The sequence below is a fragment of the Synoicihabitans lomoniglobus genome (assembly GCF_029023725.1).
In the GTDB taxonomy this organism is placed as follows: Bacteria; Verrucomicrobiota; Verrucomicrobiia; order Opitutales; family Opitutaceae; genus Actomonas; species Actomonas lomonigloba.
Genome location: NZ_CP119075.1, coordinates 879,891 through 895,892 on the forward strand (window position 1 = coordinate 879,891; position 16,002 = coordinate 895,892).

General features: G+C 56.5%; 18 protein-coding genes and 1 tRNA gene. 5 read left to right on the forward strand and 14 right to left on the reverse strand.

The window, feature by feature from the left end:
• Positions 1-81: 81 nt before the first annotated feature.
• Positions 82-438, reverse strand: coding sequence for a response regulator (locus PXH66_RS03250; RefSeq protein ID WP_330932216.1), 357 nt, complete (start codon positions 436-438; stop codon positions 82-84).
• Positions 439-655: 217 nt separating this feature from the next.
• On the opposite strand from PXH66_RS03250, the gene PXH66_RS03255 reads away from it, so the two are divergent.
• A tRNA-Gln gene (locus PXH66_RS03255) sits at positions 656-729 on the forward strand.
• Here the strand turns inward: PXH66_RS03255 and PXH66_RS03260 are convergent.
• Complete coding sequence (locus tag PXH66_RS03260; protein WP_330930397.1) at positions 701-1,954, reverse strand: site-specific integrase; 1,254 nt, start codon at positions 1,952-1,954, stop codon at positions 701-703. The two genes, PXH66_RS03255 and PXH66_RS03260, sit on opposite strands and share 29 nt — an antisense overlap.
• A 347-nt stretch (positions 1,955-2,301) precedes the next feature.
• Between PXH66_RS03260 and PXH66_RS03265 the strand changes: the two genes are divergently transcribed.
• The 3 genes from PXH66_RS03265 (at position 2,302) to PXH66_RS03275 (ending at position 4,543) form a co-directional block, all read left to right on the forward strand.
• Positions 2,302-3,108 carry a hypothetical protein gene (locus tag PXH66_RS03265; RefSeq protein ID WP_330930398.1) on the forward strand — a complete coding sequence of 269 codons (807 nt, stop codon included), beginning with the start codon at positions 2,302-2,304 and terminating at the stop codon, positions 3,106-3,108.
• Positions 3,109-3,150: 42 nt separating this feature from the next.
• Positions 3,151-3,900, forward strand: a complete 750-nt coding sequence (locus PXH66_RS03270) for a DUF6602 domain-containing protein (RefSeq protein WP_330930399.1) — start codon at positions 3,151-3,153, stop codon at positions 3,898-3,900.
• A gap of 295 nt (positions 3,901-4,195) precedes the next feature.
• Positions 4,196-4,543 (forward strand): hypothetical protein, encoded by a 348-nt coding sequence (locus tag PXH66_RS03275; RefSeq protein WP_330930400.1) that lies wholly within the window; start codon positions 4,196-4,198, stop codon positions 4,541-4,543.
• Between the two features lie 165 nt (positions 4,544-4,708).
• On the opposite strand, the gene PXH66_RS03280 is transcribed toward PXH66_RS03275, so the two are convergent.
• The 10 genes from PXH66_RS03280 to PXH66_RS03325 form a co-directional block, all read right to left on the reverse strand.
• Positions 4,709-5,197 carry a hypothetical protein gene (locus PXH66_RS03280; RefSeq protein ID WP_330932217.1) on the reverse strand — a complete coding sequence of 163 codons (489 nt, stop codon included), beginning with the start codon at positions 5,195-5,197 and terminating at the stop codon, positions 4,709-4,711.
• Complete coding sequence (locus tag PXH66_RS03285; protein WP_330932218.1) at positions 5,176-6,003, reverse strand: zonular occludens toxin domain-containing protein; 828 nt, start codon at positions 6,001-6,003, stop codon at positions 5,176-5,178. Before PXH66_RS03285 ends, PXH66_RS03280 begins: the two co-directional genes overlap by 22 nt.
• Entirely contained in the window at positions 5,955-6,269 is a 315-nt protein-coding gene (locus PXH66_RS03290; protein ID WP_330932219.1) for a hypothetical protein, read from the reverse strand. Before PXH66_RS03290 ends, PXH66_RS03285 begins: the two co-directional genes overlap by 49 nt.
• A 3-nt stretch (positions 6,270-6,272) precedes the next feature.
• Positions 6,273-7,589 carry a hypothetical protein gene (locus PXH66_RS03295; RefSeq protein ID WP_330932220.1) on the reverse strand — a complete coding sequence of 439 codons (1,317 nt, stop codon included), beginning with the start codon at positions 7,587-7,589 and terminating at the stop codon, positions 6,273-6,275.
• Between the two features lie 145 nt (positions 7,590-7,734).
• The gene (locus PXH66_RS03300) at positions 7,735-7,887 is read right to left on the reverse strand and encodes a hypothetical protein (RefSeq protein WP_330932221.1); all 153 of its coding nucleotides are present in this window, start codon (positions 7,885-7,887) and stop codon (positions 7,735-7,737) included.
• 202 nt (positions 7,888-8,089) lie between these two features.
• A complete protein-coding gene (locus PXH66_RS03305; protein ID WP_330932222.1) occupies positions 8,090-8,389 on the reverse strand; it encodes a hypothetical protein in 300 nt (99 codons plus the stop codon).
• A gap of 72 nt (positions 8,390-8,461) precedes the next feature.
• Positions 8,462-8,764: a hypothetical protein gene (locus tag PXH66_RS03310; protein WP_330932223.1), complete on the reverse strand. Its 303-nt coding sequence runs from the start codon at positions 8,762-8,764 to the stop codon at positions 8,462-8,464.
• Positions 8,722-9,567 carry a rolling circle replication-associated protein gene (locus tag PXH66_RS03315; protein WP_330932224.1) on the reverse strand — a complete coding sequence of 282 codons (846 nt, stop codon included), beginning with the start codon at positions 9,565-9,567 and terminating at the stop codon, positions 8,722-8,724. The genes PXH66_RS03310 and PXH66_RS03315 overlap by 43 nt, the downstream gene beginning before the upstream one ends.
• 5 nt (positions 9,568-9,572) lie before the next feature.
• Entirely contained in the window at positions 9,573-9,737 is a 165-nt protein-coding gene (locus PXH66_RS03320; protein WP_330932225.1) for a hypothetical protein, read from the reverse strand.
• 4 nt (positions 9,738-9,741) lie between these two features.
• Positions 9,742-10,068, reverse strand: a complete 327-nt coding sequence (locus PXH66_RS03325) for a hypothetical protein (protein WP_330927741.1) — start codon at positions 10,066-10,068, stop codon at positions 9,742-9,744.
• 555 nt (positions 10,069-10,623) lie between these two features.
• On the opposite strand from PXH66_RS03325, the gene PXH66_RS03330 reads away from it, so the two are divergent.
• Complete coding sequence (locus tag PXH66_RS03330) at positions 10,624-13,770, forward strand: ATP-binding protein (RefSeq protein ID WP_330927742.1); 3,147 nt, start codon at positions 10,624-10,626, stop codon at positions 13,768-13,770.
• Positions 13,771-13,785: 15 nt separating this feature from the next.
• On the opposite strand, the gene PXH66_RS03335 is transcribed toward PXH66_RS03330, so the two are convergent.
• Positions 13,786-14,691, reverse strand: a complete 906-nt coding sequence (locus PXH66_RS03335) for a mechanosensitive ion channel family protein (RefSeq protein WP_330927743.1) — start codon at positions 14,689-14,691, stop codon at positions 13,786-13,788.
• 14 nt (positions 14,692-14,705) lie between these two features.
• Complete coding sequence (gene hflX, locus PXH66_RS03340; RefSeq protein WP_330927744.1) at positions 14,706-16,001, reverse strand: GTPase HflX; 1,296 nt, start codon at positions 15,999-16,001, stop codon at positions 14,706-14,708.
• Position 16,002 lies beyond the last annotated feature (1 nt).

The following is a 16,002-nucleotide window of genomic DNA, read 5'->3' on the forward strand; positions in this document are numbered from 1 at the left end:
CCTCCGACGCTTCGACCGAATAGGTGGGCACGTCCTGAACGGGGGTATTTCGGGTCCGCGACCTCGCGGTGAAAGGCGCTGTTACCCGACGACTTGGCTCAAAGCCGCGGCCATCGTGGCGATTTCGTAGGGTTTGGGCACGATCGCGGTGAATCCATGGTCAGCATAGTTACGCTTGTTTCCTCCGTCGGAAAAACCGCTGGAAGCCACGGCTTTAAAGGAGGGGTCGATCGACTGGAGATGCTGTAAGGCCTCAATCCCGCCCATGCCGCCACGAATGGTAAGATCAAGCAGCGCAGCCGCGAATGGCTGCCCGGCGGAGCGGGCGTTCTGAAACTCGCGGATCGCAGCTTCGCCGTCGTGCACGATCACGATGTCGTAGCCCAAGTGGGTGAGCACGAGCCGACCGATGCGGCAGACGTCCGGCTCATCATCCATGAAAAGAATCTTAGCGGAGGGCGGAGGCGAATCAATCGACATGGGAGCCTTGTCATCATGGGGGAAAAGACGGTCATCTCAAGGTGATTACCGGGCGCGAAATATCCGGTTTAAGGCCGGTTAAAAGCCATGGTCGAGCGAGCTTTTGAAAAAACCCTGCCAACACACGCTTGACGGAGGCCGGATTCCTCCCAGTCTGCGCAATCCTTCCCATCACTGCCCGATGGTGTAATGGTAGCACCGGTGACTTTGACTCACCTAGTCATGGTTCGAACCCATGTCGGGCAGCCAATTTATCAGAGAATTTTAGCTCTGAAATAGCTTCCAAGTCAACCACTTGCGCAAGCTCCACTAGTTTGGCTAGGGTATCGCGAAACGCCAATTTGTGCGGGTTTTGTGCGTCTTTTGTGAGTGTATTTGTGCGTTCAATATGCGCATCACCGTGCCAAGGGATCTTGGCTACCTCATCGTGTAGCTGCAGCGCGGTCGTGTCGGTGTAGACGTTCGCAGTCAAAGACGGGTCGGAATGCCCGAGTATTTCTTGCGCCGCCCGTTGACCCACGCCGGCCGCCGCTCCCCAGGTTTGAAAGGTTTTCCGGAAGGCGTGGAAATGAACTACGCGGCCGAGTGCGTCGCGCCGCTCGATACCGGCGCGACGGAAGTCCGCAAGCAGCGTATCGTAACTGGGAAAGGGATCAAAAACACGTTGCGCAGGAGTCGCGTCCTTTGGCCGCTTTTCGCTCAACTCTTGCGCGAGGCGAGGGTGCAACGGGATCAAACGCGGTTCGCTGTTCTTCGTGTCCTCCGCCTGGAGCGTGACCACTGGAGTCGGGTTGAACTTCACTTGCGCCCATTTGAGCTGTTTTGCCTCATTCTTACGCGAACCGGTGTAAGCTAGGAACAAGTAGGGGAGGCGACGCCCACGAGATACGCGCAACAGGCGCGCAAATTCATCTGGCATGAAGGCCCGGCTCTTCCGGACCGCCTTGCCCCGGATATCGACATGAGTGACAGCAGCCAGGGGATTTACCGGAGCCATGCCCATACGCACGAGCCAATTTAGGAAGGCGTTAATTGAGATCTGCGCCTCTTTCTTCGTCTTCGCCGCCCCAACCATGCGCGACCGGTAACGCACAAAGGAGTCCGGAGTGATGTCCGCGATCCGCTTCCACCGGCACGAGGATAGCACCTTCTCAATGCGCCGGACGGTATCCCGAACGTGCCCCGCTTCGAGTTCGCGCCCCTTTAGATCGCTTTCGTATTCCGTCAGAAGTTCCGGCAGGGGAGTAGACGCCGCTTTCCGTTCGGAAGCCGGAGCAATGAGCCCCGCCGCTTCACGCTGTTTCGTAACGATGATTTCATGAAGCTTTGCCCTGGCAACGGCTTCGTCAGAGACACCCAACGCGATTGTGACCGGTGATTGACCAGGTTCGGTTGCGTAGCGTCCTGACCAGAGACGGGAAACGGTGCGTTTCCCTTTTATTTTTCGAGTAGGTCTGAAGACGAATTCGATCACGCAGCAAATAGCAGCAAAGGCTGCCGATATTCTCAAGTGCAAATTGCAGCTAAAAGTGCGTTTTAGTGTGCGTGGCTGAAAAAGAACGATTTACGATATCCTTGCCGCCGCATGTTGCTGATGAACTCCGGCACCATGCAGCTGTTCTGAGCTCTAACCCAACCGAATACTGCGCCTTAATTATCCGCAAATGGTTTGCTGACGGTTCACCGCCCGTTACCCATGAAGAAGCGACTCTCAGGGAGAGAATAGTGCAAACCCAACAAGCGTTGTGACCTTCCCGGAAGGGAACCCGCTCTGCTGAAACGGAGAATTGAGGGCTATTATTTCATAAATTCCATCATCCAATGAACACCATCGCCATTGCTGAATTTACTTCTTTCGAATGGATTGCAATAGCAGGTGCCCTAGCTTGGTTTCCTCACGCACTTATCGCTGTTCGTTATTTTATTAGCCGCCCCGAAATTACGATCATAACCGAACGAGCTCCAGAAATTGGTTTTACGTCATTAGGACCAATTCTAAACCTACGCATTGCTTTTAGCGTTAAATATAAAGCAACTGTTGTATCCGATATTAGAATCAGAATCCGTCATGAATCCGGTGACGAGAGAGTTTTTGGATGGCAAGGCATCACTCACCGTATGCTTCAAATGGGAAACCCAGGAGGTAACCCGATTCCGTTTGAAAAGGAACTATCTGTCTTGGCGATAAAAATTTCAGAGAAAGATATTGAAGAACGTCATATACGATTTCAGGAACTTAAATTCATTCATGATAAAGAACAATTAATACCTGCCGCAGTTAAGGAAATTAATCACACGAAAAACCTCAATAACCCACCCTGTGAACCAAAGGATACTGCAGCCGTTCGTGACTTAATTACATTTGCGCAACAATCGCTCATTTGGAAGGCCGGAACCTATAGAGCCACATTTGAACTTAAAACTCCCGAAAAATGCGCAATCTTAGGCAGCTCTAAGTCATTTACCTTATCCCCCGAAGAAATAAGAAATCTTGAGAACAATAAAGATCTGATTGATCAAAACATTAGTGCTGTAGCAAACTCAACAAGTGACCCTGAAAAGCTAAATTGGCAATGGGTCTACCCAAAATTCGATAGTCCGTCTGTTTCATTAAATTTGAACGTGTGATTGTTTTGTCTATTGGCGTTCGTATTTTAATCGGTTAAAAAAATGGCACTCGAAACTTACTTTGCTTGCTTGGAGCAATCTCTTAACGCACACCTTCAGAAGGTTCGAGAACAATATAGTCATTCTGGAATTAAAGGGGCGGCACTCGAATCTTCCTTTCGAGAAGTTTTGAAAGATTTTTTGCCCCGAAATCTGGAAATTGGTCATGGAGAAGTATCAGATTCCTATGGAAACCGATCAGCACAATGCGATTTCGTCGTGCTTTCCGAGATTCATCCGTTTCGTGCACCACTTTCTGAACCAGGAAGTTTTTTGTTTGATGGAATTCTAGCCGCCGGTGAAATAAAGGCTTCGCTAGGCACATCGCAATTGAAGGATTCCATCTCAAAAGCGGAGCATTTTCGCTCACTAAAGATAAGAGTTCACAAAGGTGACGAAATTCGAATGAAAAAACCATGGCAGAACCCATATGCTGAAAGTCCTCCATTTTTTCTTTTTGCCTTTGAATCAAGAATGTCAGAAAAGAGTATTGTTAAAAATTTGAGAAATATCAAGAATCGTCACCTTGATGCAATATTCATTCTGGGTAAGCCCGCAATGATCAACTGCTATAATGGTCGTTCGAACTTCGGTATAACATTTAAAGACGGAACTGAAGCGGAGGAATGGGCAGCAACCAGCCTAAATCCGCTTCAGAATCTTGTTGTATGGCTGTCAGTGTGTATGCCAAAAATTAAAAGAAACTGGCCCCTTTTACCAGAGTATATGAATATTAAATCTAAATTCGAGTAAGCCCGCCGAGGGGAGAATTGTGTGACTCTTAACAGGTTAAAGCAGCTCTTTCGCTTCGGCCGGCTCTTTACCTGGTAACTAACTTACCCGGTGGATTCAGGAAGCGGGACAGGCTGACCGGCTGGAGATTCATTAAGCTTAGCGCCATCAATCGAATTTAGCCCCTGACTCTGTTAGCCAGCCGAAGGGGACATTGCGAGCCAGCCGAAGGGGACAAGCCAGCCGAAGGGGACATTGCGTGACTCTTGACAGTTGATTCCTGAAATATCCCCTCAGTCTTCCGCGTTTCACTCGCATGATCCTCGACTTTAAAAACCTCCCGGACGCCCCCATCATAATCGTAGACAAGCCAGGTGACCCGGCGGTCACGAATGCTTTGAAACAGCTAGGTATCCCCAACCTCTTTGCGCGTGCCGTAGAATTCGACGAAGCTCGCTTGGTAGCCGCATTCGACAACCACCCGACGCATTGGCTCGTGATTTCCCATTTCCAAGGTTCTGACCAGCCAAACGGCGACGGTCTTTCGCTCTATGGTTACCCCAAATCAACCGTTTCTCGTTCGGAGATGGAGATGAAACTCGTTGAACTTGCCAAAGAGATTGAGGCTGACCGCCCTCTGAGCTTTTTCCAGCTGCCAGAATAACCGGCAGTCCTTGGTTAAGAGCCCTCAAGATGGAAAACAGGTAGTAAGCGCGTAGGGATTTCGTGGACCGACCGGTTATGATGTGAATTGTCATGTTGTTTCGTGGTTGAGGTTTGGATACGGTGAAAATTCAGAGGCGACGCAGGCGGCAGAGGCTTTGTCCGATTAGTTGACCGTTTTCGGTTCCGCTGTTGTTGAAATCCCCGCAATTTTGTTCTCCGAGGAACTAAAATTCTCCCCGCCTGTGCTGACTTGATTCCTTGAGCGTGGCGGACCGATCCACACGCGGCCGAGGTCGCGAAGCTCCACGAAATTGCGCTCCACGCGTTCCAGGAACGGACGGATCACGTTGCCGACGTCATCAAGCTCTCCGTCGCGTTCCGTGATCGTGCGTCCGTCCGAAAGGAGCACGTTCACGTGAGAGCCTTTGACGATATAACCTCGCACCCAGAGTTCCGGAGCTTTCGCCGTTGGAATGTCGGTTTGGGTGACGCTCGGAGGAGCAGGTTCTTCCGTGGAGTCTGGAGTCTGTTCAGGTTTACTCTGAACCGCCGTTACTTGCTCGTTACGGCCTTCATAAATGCAGGAGCGAGTCAGCACACCTACCGCACTGCCGAGGGCGCAGAAGAGGATTACACGAAGCACAGAACGCATGATGAGACGATCAGCAGGCCTTCCGCCCACCCGATGGTTGAGGGTTTCCGTTTCTTGACGCGTTTCCTTTTGGGGATGCGTTCCAGGGGCGAAGCCGATACCACTTTCATATTGGCGAACTGATCGGCCGCTTCGCCTAGGAGCGCGTCAGAGTTGTAGAGTTCGCAGGCCCAGGAGGGGCGCAGAAACACTTCCGAGTGTTGTTTCACCGGCTTCGCGTTGCCGACCGCGATGTCGAAACACACGCGGGTAAACACAGGGATGGGGAAGGGGATCAGCCCCATAATTTTGTAGTGCCGGAAGTTCCGGCACATCCAGAGCAGGTTCGCTTTTTTGCGAAGCTGTTTATCGATGTCTTCCGGACTTTGGGTGATGAACAGTAGGATGATATCGAGTTTCCGGCACAGCGTTATGAAAGTGAGCATTTCCCGGTCGCGGGGATCTTTTCGCGTACTTTGGTAGTCGCGGGAATTCCATTCCAGGTGTGCTTCATCGAGCATGACCAGGACTTGCGAATCAGCGGTTCCCCTGGAGATTTGACGGTGAAAGTCGCGGAGTGATTTTCCGTCCAGAATCGTAAGGCGTTCCGGGTCGTATTTGTAGCCGCGTTCCGCCATGCGCTGTTCGATTTTGTCCGGAAACATTTCGACGTTCGTGAAGCAGTAAGCGCCGCGTTCCAGGTGCCAGTAGGCGCGTTCGGCCGCGCACATCGATTTGCCGCCGCCCAGGGTTCCCGCGATGATTTCGATTAACCCGTTCATGAGATCGTCGGAATGAACGATTTGATGGCTCGGATCACTGAGCACGTCAGTCTCAGTCCGGCATAGGTCACGATCATCGAGAGGACCGTGTCCAGGGGGAACAGGTAATTGATCAGCGAAAGCGGTGACACATCAAAGGTGCCGGCAGTGGCTGGCGCGACGAGCGCGTCAATGCGCTGAAAGAGTGATTCCCAAAGGGAATTCACCCATCCGCTAATTGTGAGCGCGATAGTGCCGAGGACCAAAACGGCTTTCAGGACCGGCGTCGTTTCCGTAAAAAAACGAACGATTTGATAAAGGACGTTGAGCATGGTTCAGGTCGCGAACGCTTCGCGAATAGCGCGCAGAGACATGAAGAAAAACCAGATGGCGAGCGCACCGCGCACCAGGGCTTTGAATATGGTAATACCGGTTTCGTAGTCCGAAAAATCGATATCGATAGCGAGGTCAGGCCCGCTCTGCATGGGTAGGGAAAAGGCGAATACAGACACACTGCCGAGGCCTTCAATGCTCACGAGTTCGGGTAGTTTGTTCTCGATCGCGAGCACGCCGGAGGGTTCGAGTTCCAAACCTACTTCATCCGCAACATCTGTTTCGTCCGGAACCGTTGGGTCTTCCGGCCCGCTTCCGTCTCCTTCGATTGCTGCCTTGAGTGAGTTGATCGCACTAACGGTGTTCGAATTGCCGCTTTGGATTTCCGACCGTATGGAGACGAGGTTTTTGGCGAGATTGGCCACGCCGCTTTTATAGGTCGCGTTCGTTAGTGCGTCGTTGGGTTTGGTGTCCGTATTGGGTGACCAAATAGGCGCATCGTTGTTTTGAGTTACTCCTTCCGGAGTCGTGGCCGTGGGGGCTTTGTCACTTTGTGGCACTTCGACCGGTTCAGGCAGCTCGTCCCCTGGCAGCACTAATTCCGGGTCAATTTCGACCCCGGTATCAAGTTCGGTCAGTGCTCCGTCCACCACCATCCATTGGTCATCGGAGTATTCCAGATCGGGAATTTCTTCGACCACCGTCACAACGGCGTAAGAAGGCACTTCAAATTCCTGAATCACAGCCTGACCAGGCTGAAGCGTTATTTCTCCGACAGGGCTGCCGTCCTGAATGAGTCGATACGTCACCGCAACGTCGCGAGTATTGCGCAGCGATAGGCGAACCGTCTTGTTTTGGTGGTTACTTCCCACCGGAAACGGTTGGTGGATCCTTTCGCCTTTGACGTAGGTCGGGACAGTTGCGTTATCCGTGGAGTAGACGCGTTCCACGATGTAATGCGATTCTCCTGACAATACGTCGAACGGTCCAAGAATCCCGACCGTGATCGGGAGCCCCCCGTCTCCGGTGAACCATTGCACGTTCGCTAGCTTTGACGCGTAACTCGCCGGTGTTCCATCGTCATGAATAACCGAGATGACAAGGTTGTCTCCGTTCACACTTCCAGTCCATGGGGCACTAGAGGCCTCTGGATCCGCGACGTTGACGGTACGAATGTAGAACTGGCTCGTGTCACTCCCAGGCACAAATTCCCACTTCGCAGAGACCCAGAATTGGAAATTGCCTTCCACGGCTAGATCTTCACTCCATGCCGTGAGTGCCGACAGTATGAACATTCCAAATACGATGAAGTATTTCATCTCAGCCTCGATTGCCCCCGTCTTTGATTCCCGCCCGGAAAAGCCAGAGGATGAACCAAACCAGCAGCAGGCAAAATTGTAGTTGTTCTATCGTAAATTCCATGGGGAGAAAGAGGGGGGAGGGAACACCTCCCCCCTGGTTTGATCAGCTCGTGAACGACTTGAAGACGCGCACGGCCCACTTGCCGCCGAACTTGAAGGCCATGAGGCCTACGCCCGCGACGGCAGCGATTGCACCGGCAGCAAGGCCCGCAGTGGCGATTGCGCCGAGTTCCGTGGTGATGGCGGAGATATCCATTTGTTTTCCTTTCCTTGGCTCACAGTTCCGCGACGGTCTTGAAGCTCGACCAGATGTGACCTGCTAAGTATCCGGCTCCGTAGATGGTCACAGCGAAGGCGAGCACGGCACCGACGAGAGGAACTAGATCTGCCATGAGTTTTGTTGTTTTTGTTGGGTTATCCGGCTTTGCCGGTTCTTCGGTCAGGGTGACGCGAAAAGTTTAGACGGTGGCTGGCTCGGGCGTTTTGCCGTGCGTTCCGTTGGCTTGGTTCAGGGTGAGAAGCTCCAATTGGTCGGAGGGCTTCGTCCGCTCGAGGAGGTAGTCCAATTCCGCGGTGTAACAGGTCACTTCATGCTCGAGGGCTTTGATTCGGTCCTGTTGGCATTGGACGTAGAGTTCCACTTGCGTGCAGGTCGCAGGAGGGAGCAGCGCCTTTACTTCGGCGTCTGCAATTTGCTCTTCCAGTTCGGAGAGCTTCCTCCGGAGTCTCGCTTCTAGGGCTTTTTCTCGGGATGTCATCGGAGTCAGTTAAATTATCTTTCAACAAGGGTAAGCCGCGCGGTGCGCTGGCGCGCACCCGCGCGGCTTGTCTCACTTTGTGGAACCGACCATTTCAGGCCGTTTAAGCTTCACCTGGACTTTGAGGAGTCCGTCCGCGGAGTAGTGAGGCACGACAGGTGCAATCACTTCGTCGTTGTCCTGGAGCAGGATGGGGGATTGCCCCGGTTCCAGGCTTTGCTCGACCTTGACGAACTGTTTCCCGGCGAGGACTTGCCCCTCCACGATTTGAATGGTTCGTCCGGTTTTGGTTTGGAACGAACGGAGTTCGAAGTCTCCGACCGCTTTGCCGATTACGTATACCCCTGGAGGCAGGGAGGAAGCTGCGTTAGCCATGTTGTTGTTATTTTTTGGGTTTTGATTTCACAGTCCGCTTGCGTAATGCCATAGCGGATACGGAGTTCAGCGAACGCCGCCAACAGATCGCCCCAACGTGATGTTTGCATCACGAGGAGTTTGTGTCTGGTGGTGCCGTCCGAAGAGGTTGATCGGGCAACGACACACCGAGTCCATCGGACGATTCTCTCCCCGATTGTATCCATTTCGTGGGCACAGTCGTTTTTTGTTTCGTCGATATCATCGAGCTGCCGGGGGGACGGCGTGTCCTCTGGTGGCGCATCGTTGCCCGAAAAGAATCCCATGGACGTTTGAAATAGGCGGACCTTCGTCATGGAGGTGAGCCAGTCGGGTAAGTCCCCGGCTTGCTTGCACATATATTTAAAGAGGTAGGTCCATTCCTTGCGACGGACCCGGCGGATATCAGTGCGACCGAGGCCCCAGGCTTTCGTGACTTCTTCGCCGGGGATATGTCCACCGTAGTCGAACCAGAAATGCCAATGAGCGTAAACGAGGCCGTTGTTGTCCGGTTGATGGAGTTCCATTTTCCAGAACCAACGGCGGATCTTATAGCGCTTTCTGAGCCGAGCTATGAAACGACGAAGGCGAGCCTTCCCCATTTCATACGCTTCCGCTGGTTCCAGCAGTCGCCAAGTCCCTCCTTCGTCAGGACACAGCTCCCGATTGACTGTGAGGGTAATAAACCGACCTCCGTCGAGGTCGGGCATGCCGCGTTTCTTCATTTGCCGACATTTCGCGGCCGCGTTGCGCTCCGTCCAAAAGTTCGGAGTCGTGTAGGGCATGAGTTCTACCACAGCGAACCCCCATTCGGTTTGTCGTGGCGGATGACGCGGAGCTGACCGCAGCGCATGCATTGGCACGTCGTTTGACGAATATCCGCATCGAGGAAGTCCCATTCGTGGCCGTTCCACATGCACAGGCACCAGAGCCGGAGTTTACGCAGCACCTTCATGACGCTATGCCTTTTCGCCTTCGGCGACCCCTACGCGGGGGGCGCCCCCCGCCAAAACCACCGTATTGATCCTAGGTAGCTCCGTGATCGGTCCGCCCAGGAGCGGGTTTGCGTTGATTCGACCGTGACGGAGATTGTCTTGCCGGCGCCATTCTAGCGCCGTGCCGTGGAGAACGCGGGCCGATCTGGACGCGAGGTGTAGTCCGTTGACAGTAGCGGCGAATTCGCCGCGTTCGGTGGCGTCAGCCAGGGCGCGGAGCGTTTCCGCCAGCTTGTGCGCTTTTTGTGCGATGTCGGGACACTTGAGCGCGCCCCCCTCATAGGTGCTCATGGTGCCTTCCTTTCTGCCTCACAGAGCGCCAGAAAAGTTACTAATCCTAGCGCTATTTGTGAGTGTATTTGTGCGTTTACCGTTTCGCCGGTTTCGCAAGTAACTACTACCGTAAGTAGTTGCGAATCAATGCAATATGGTTCGAACCCATGTCGGGCAGCCAGGAAGCTTTAGCTGACGGGATGACAGGCGAGGGAGAGAACCAAAATGGTTCGACGAAGACCGCGCGAGCGGTCGGAGATGGGGCACCCGCAGGGTGATCCCGCGAGAGCGGGATGCCGCGAAGCCGGCACCAACCCATGTCGGGCAGCCAGGAAGCTTTAGCTGACGGGATGACAGGCGAGGGAGAGAACCAAATGGTTCGACGAAGACCGCGCGCGAGCGGTCGGAGATGGTGCACCCGCAGGGTGATCCCGCGAGAGCGGGATGCCGCGAAGCCGGCACCAACCCATGCCGAGCCGCCACGTTGCCCTAAAATTTGGCCGGGTGGTTTTAACGGCCCGCTCGCGATGCGCAGGCTTGAGCGACTGCACGGGAGTAGCTGAGCTGACCACCGTGGATTGTTTTTTAATCGCGTCCCTGCGCCGTGGTGGCGCCGTTTTGAGCCTGGCGGGCTTGGCCTGGCTTACCGCGATGGACATTCGGGCTCAGCCCGAGCCCGAGGATGCGGCGATGCGCGTATGGGACGAGGCGGCGACCGGACGACCGCGCATGTCTCAATTGATCGATTTTTGGACCGTTCCGGTGGAGGAGCGCGAGGCCGGGGTGCGGTATCGGTTCGAAGTCGATGTGCTCTACTATGATCCGGCGTGGAATATCCTGCATGTGCAGGACGCGAGCCTCCCGGAGTTTCTTCAAACCGAGAAGACGTTGCCGCTGGTGACGGGGCAACGGGTAGCGATCAGCGGTGTCACCGGATCACCGGGGCAGGAATTTTGGATTCGCGACGCGCAGTTTGAGTCGCTCGGTCCGGCCCACATTGGGTGGGAGGCGGTCAATCTCTCGGCGGTCGACCATCAGGCGGTAATCAATTCACCGATCGAGGTGGTCGGCCTGGTCATGGCCCAAACCTTCGATGATCCGGAGCATCTCGAACTCTCGATGCTGATCGATGGCATCGCGACCACGGTGTGGGTGTTGGTTGATCCCGAGGCGCCGGTGCCGGCGTGGGAAGGCGTGGTCGTGCGGGTGCGGGGCGTGCATGGCGGGCATTTTGACGCGGCCGGCAACCTGGACTCGCTGGAGCTGTTTTGCCCGAGTCCGCATCACATTGATTATGTCGCGGCGCTGGCGGTCGCGCCGCAGTTTGAAATCCCCGTTACTGATGTGGGGCGGGTGGTGCTGTCGCGCGAACCCGGGCCGGTGCGGCTGCAGGGCAAGGTGGTGAAAGCGCCGGAAAAGGGTCAACTGACCCTGCGCGACGAAACGGGCCAAGTCGTGGTCGAGACGTGGCAACAGCTGCCCGTGGCGAAGGATGATCCTCTCGAAGTCGTGGGATATCCGGCGGTCGATGGCGTGAGCATACGATTAACCCGGGCGTGGGCGCGAATCCCGTCGGACGACCGCCGGGAAGTGGATCTGAGTCAGGACCAGCAACTGCGATGGCTGCACCGAATGACCGCCAGTGTGATGGAGCTCACGCCGTCGGAGGCCGCCAAAACCCATCCGGTGCAGGTGGATGGTGTGGTGACGTGGTCCAGCGATGATGCGATGCAGTTTTTCCTGCAGGATTCGTCGGGTGGCATTGGCGTGGTGCGGGCGGATGCCCGGCAACAGCCCCCGGCGGTGGGAGCCCATGTCATGGTCACAGGATTTACGGCGCAGGGTGACTTCGCTCCCGTGATTCGGGCGAGTTTAGTCAAAACCGTCGGTAATTTGTCGTTGCCCCGCGCTCGCCAAGTCACCTTGGAACAAGCGCAAACGGGAGTGGAGGAGGCGCAGTGGGTATCGATGTCGGGCTTCGTGCACGATGTGCGACGCGATGGCGGTTGGGCGCGATTGGATTTATCCACGTCAGCGGGACCGTTGTCGGCCCGGCTGCCCACGGATGCGAGTCTCACCGATCTGGTGGGGGCGGTGGTGGAACTGCATGGCGTCTGCACGGCCGTCGCTGATGAAGACCGTAAACTCAGGGGCATTGAAATGTGGGTGGCGGGACGCGACCAAATCGAGGTGTTGGATCCGGGGCCCCAGAATGTTTTTGCCCTGCCGTTCACTCCCATCAGTGAGCTGGGGCGTTTCAACGCCGCCTCGAGCTTGCGGCGACGTATCAAAGTGCAGGGTGTGATCATGCACCAGTCCGAGTCGGGACGGATCTATATGGAGGAGACCGGGGCTTCGTTGTTGGTGCACTCCCGCCAGCGTCAACCGCTGCGTCGGGGAGATCGGGTGGAGGTGGTGGGGTTCCCGGGACGGGAAGGCGGGCGCATGGTGCTGCGGGAAAGCACCTACCGACGCATCGCGGAAGGGGCGTCCCCGCCCCCGGTGGTTATCGATGAGCCCGGTCGGTTGCGGGCGGAGTTGGACGGTCATTTGGTCCGGATCGAAGGGCACGTGCTGGAACGGTTTCGCGCGGACGGTGAGGGGCGACTGTGGGTGCAAAACGGACGGGCGGTTTTTGAAACTCATCTCGAAAACCGCACCGATCGTGACGTGCAAATGTTGCCGATCGAAGGCAGTCGGATCGCTGTCACCGGCGTTTACGAAGTCGAGTTCAGTGATCGGGCGCGACCGTTGAGTTTTCGGCTCCTGGTCGATGAAACCGAACAGATCGAAGTCCTGTCGGCACCGCAGTGGTGGACCCGGGAGCGTGCGATCGGCGCGGGAACCCTGTTGTTGGTGAGTGTGATGCTCACGCTGCTGTGGGTCCGTCATTTGCACGGGCGGGTCAAGGTGCAGTCGCGGGAACTCGATGATCAAATGAATCGAGCCACGCGCCTCGAAGCCGACCTTCAGCGGGCTTCGCGACTCGAATCGTTGGGCACCATGGCGGGAGGTGTGGCGCAGGATTTCAATGAGTTGCTCGATCGCATGTTGAGCAACATCGCCCGGGTAGAGGAGAGTGCGGACCCGGATGGGAAATCAGGCATCTGGTTGCAGGAAACGCGGAGCGCAGTATCGCGTGCGCGGGATTTGACCCGTCGCCTCATGACGTTTGCGAAAGGCGGCGCGCCGGTTTGCGCACCGGTTGATTTGGTCGCCTTGGTGCAGTCGGAGGTAAATGCCTTCGACGTGGGAGTCTCCACCGAGGTGCAATGGACCGTCACATCCGATTGCCCGCGGGTGCCGGTCGACGACGGGCAACTTCGGCAGGTGGTGCGGAGTCTATTGCTCAACGCCGGACAGGCCATGCCTCGGGGCGGTATCTTACGTTGGGAAATCCGGCCGGTGCGGATTGATGCCGACAGCGATCTGCTGCTGGCATCCGGACGGTATGTGCAGATGATTCTGCACGACAACGGTGAGGGGATGGGCGAGAAGACGCTGGGGCGCGCTTTTGATCCCTACTTCACGACGCGAGCCGGCGCGGCGGGATTGGGGCTCGCGGTGGTTTATTCCGTGGTGCGGCGTCATCACGGCCACATCGTGATTGAGTCAACCCCGATGCTGGGGACCGATGTAAGCATTTGGCTGCCGGTCGATCGGGAAGCGTCGCGGCCGCCATTTCCCCTCGATGACGAGGTCGGCTCAGCCAAGCGCTGACCACCCGACCGCGACCTAGGAATCGCGGGACGAAGCTTCGTCGACACGACGCACGGGCAGGGTGCCGCTGCGCACATGCAGATCCCGCTGCGGGAATGGAATTTCGATGCCGTTTTCGCGCAGCACCGCTTCGATCTTGTAATAGAGTTCACTGCGAAAACGTTTCGGATTTTGCAGCATTTCGGCGGTCCAAACACCGATCTCGAAATCGAGTGAGCTGTCGCCGAAACCGATGAAAAAGATGTTGGGTGCGGGGTCTCGCAGCACTTCGGACTGGCTCAGCGCGACTTCGGTCATGAGGCGGCGGAACTTCGGCACGTCTGATCCGTAGGCGATGCCGACGGGGACATTGATCCGCACCTTGGGGTCGCCGTGACTCCAGTTGACGACGGGTTCGCTGATGAAGTTGGAGTTGGGCACGATCACCGAAATGTTGTCGTTGGTGACGACAATGGTGCTGCGCAGGCTGATTTTGGCGACCTTGCCCGCGACGCCGTTTACCTCGACGCGGTCGCCGATCGCGATCGGACGTTCCGCCAGAATGATGATGCCGGAGATGAAGTTGTGGACGATGTTTTGCAGGCCGAAGCCCAGACCCACACCGATCGCTCCGGCGAATACGGCGAGCGAACTCAGGTCGATGCCGACAAAATTAAGCGCGAGGTAAAACCCCAGCGTGAGAAAGATGTAACCACTAATGCGGGCGATGGCGAATCGCATGCCTTCATCCAGGTGGGTGCGGGAGAGCACCCGGGTGAGAAAAATCCGTCTCAGCACGGCCTCCGCGAAGATCACCAACGTGATCAGAATCAGGAGCTTGAGAATGCCGAGGGCCGTGATCGGCGTGTCGCCCAGATCGAACAGCGGATGACGAAGCAATTCGATGATCTGGGCGAGCAGTGAAGGGGTGGTTTCGTCCATGGGGCGGGGGAGAATCAGGAAGTAACGACGAACGGCGCGAAGTATCCGTGCTGCGCCGGGGGGTAGCGACCAATGAGTCGCACGCCTTCGTCGAGGGTCTCTTCTTCCTGAACGTGCCCGACCTGATGGAGTCGTGCAACCACATCGTAGCGGTCGTGGGGCACGAGGAGTTCGGCACTGCCAAACGTGTCCCGAATGAGATCGGTGCAATGGGTGGCGAGCTCGTCAAGCCCTTCACCGGACACGGCCGAGACGAACAAGGCGTCGGGCACCAGCAATCGCGCGCGGTGCAGTTGCTCGGGCGTCGCGGCGTCGACTTTGTTGAACACGGTCAGACGCGGCCGGGAATCGGCGTCGAGTTCGCCGAGCACTTCCAGCGTGGTCTGGCGGTGTTCGGCGACACTCGGGGCGGTGACGTCGAGCACATGAATCAGAAAATCGGATACAATCGCCTCTTCGAGGGTCGCCTTGAACGCCTCGACCAGGCCGTGGGGCAGGCGGCGGACAAATCCCACCGTGTCGGTCACGAGCAGCTTTTGGTTGCCGGGCAGAATCAGCTGGCGAGTGGTGGGGTCGAGGGTGGCGAAGAGCTTGTCCTCAGCCAGCACGGTGGCGCCGGTCAAGGCATTGAGCAGGGAGGATTTGCCGGCGTTGGTGTAGCCTACAATGGCGGCGGTGGGCACGGGCACGCGGCGGCGTTTCTGGCGTTGCACGCCCCGGTGTTGCTGCACTTCGACCAGCTCGCGTTTCAGGCGGGCGATGCGGTCGCGCACGATGCGGCGGTCCTGTTCGAGCTGGGTTTCACCTTCACCGCTCATGGCGCCTTTGCCGCGTTGACGGGAAAGGTGGGTCCAGGCCCGCGTGAGCCGGGGCATGGAATACTCCATGCGGGCGAGGGCCACTTGCAGCACGGCTTCGCGCGTCTGGGCCCGGTCGGCAAAAATATCCAGGATGACCTCCTGGCGATCGATGACGGTGAGTTCCGAAATGCGTTCCCAGTTGCGCTGTTGGGCCGGGGACAGGCCTTCGTCGAAAACGATCACATCGCATTCGAGCAGGCGGGCCTCGCCGATGATCTCATCGACTTTGCCGCTGCCCACCAGCGTGGCGGGAGTCGGCTGCCGCAGCTTGACGATGATGGAGCCCACGACGCCGATGCCGAGATTCTCGACCAGCTCGGTCAGCTCGATAAGCAGCTCCTCGGCTTCACCGGCGGCCATGGTCGCAGTTTGGACGCCGACGAGGAAGGCGCGTTCGACCCGGAGGGGGTCTTCTTTGGTTTGAGCGGTGTTGTCGAGGAAGTCAGCCATG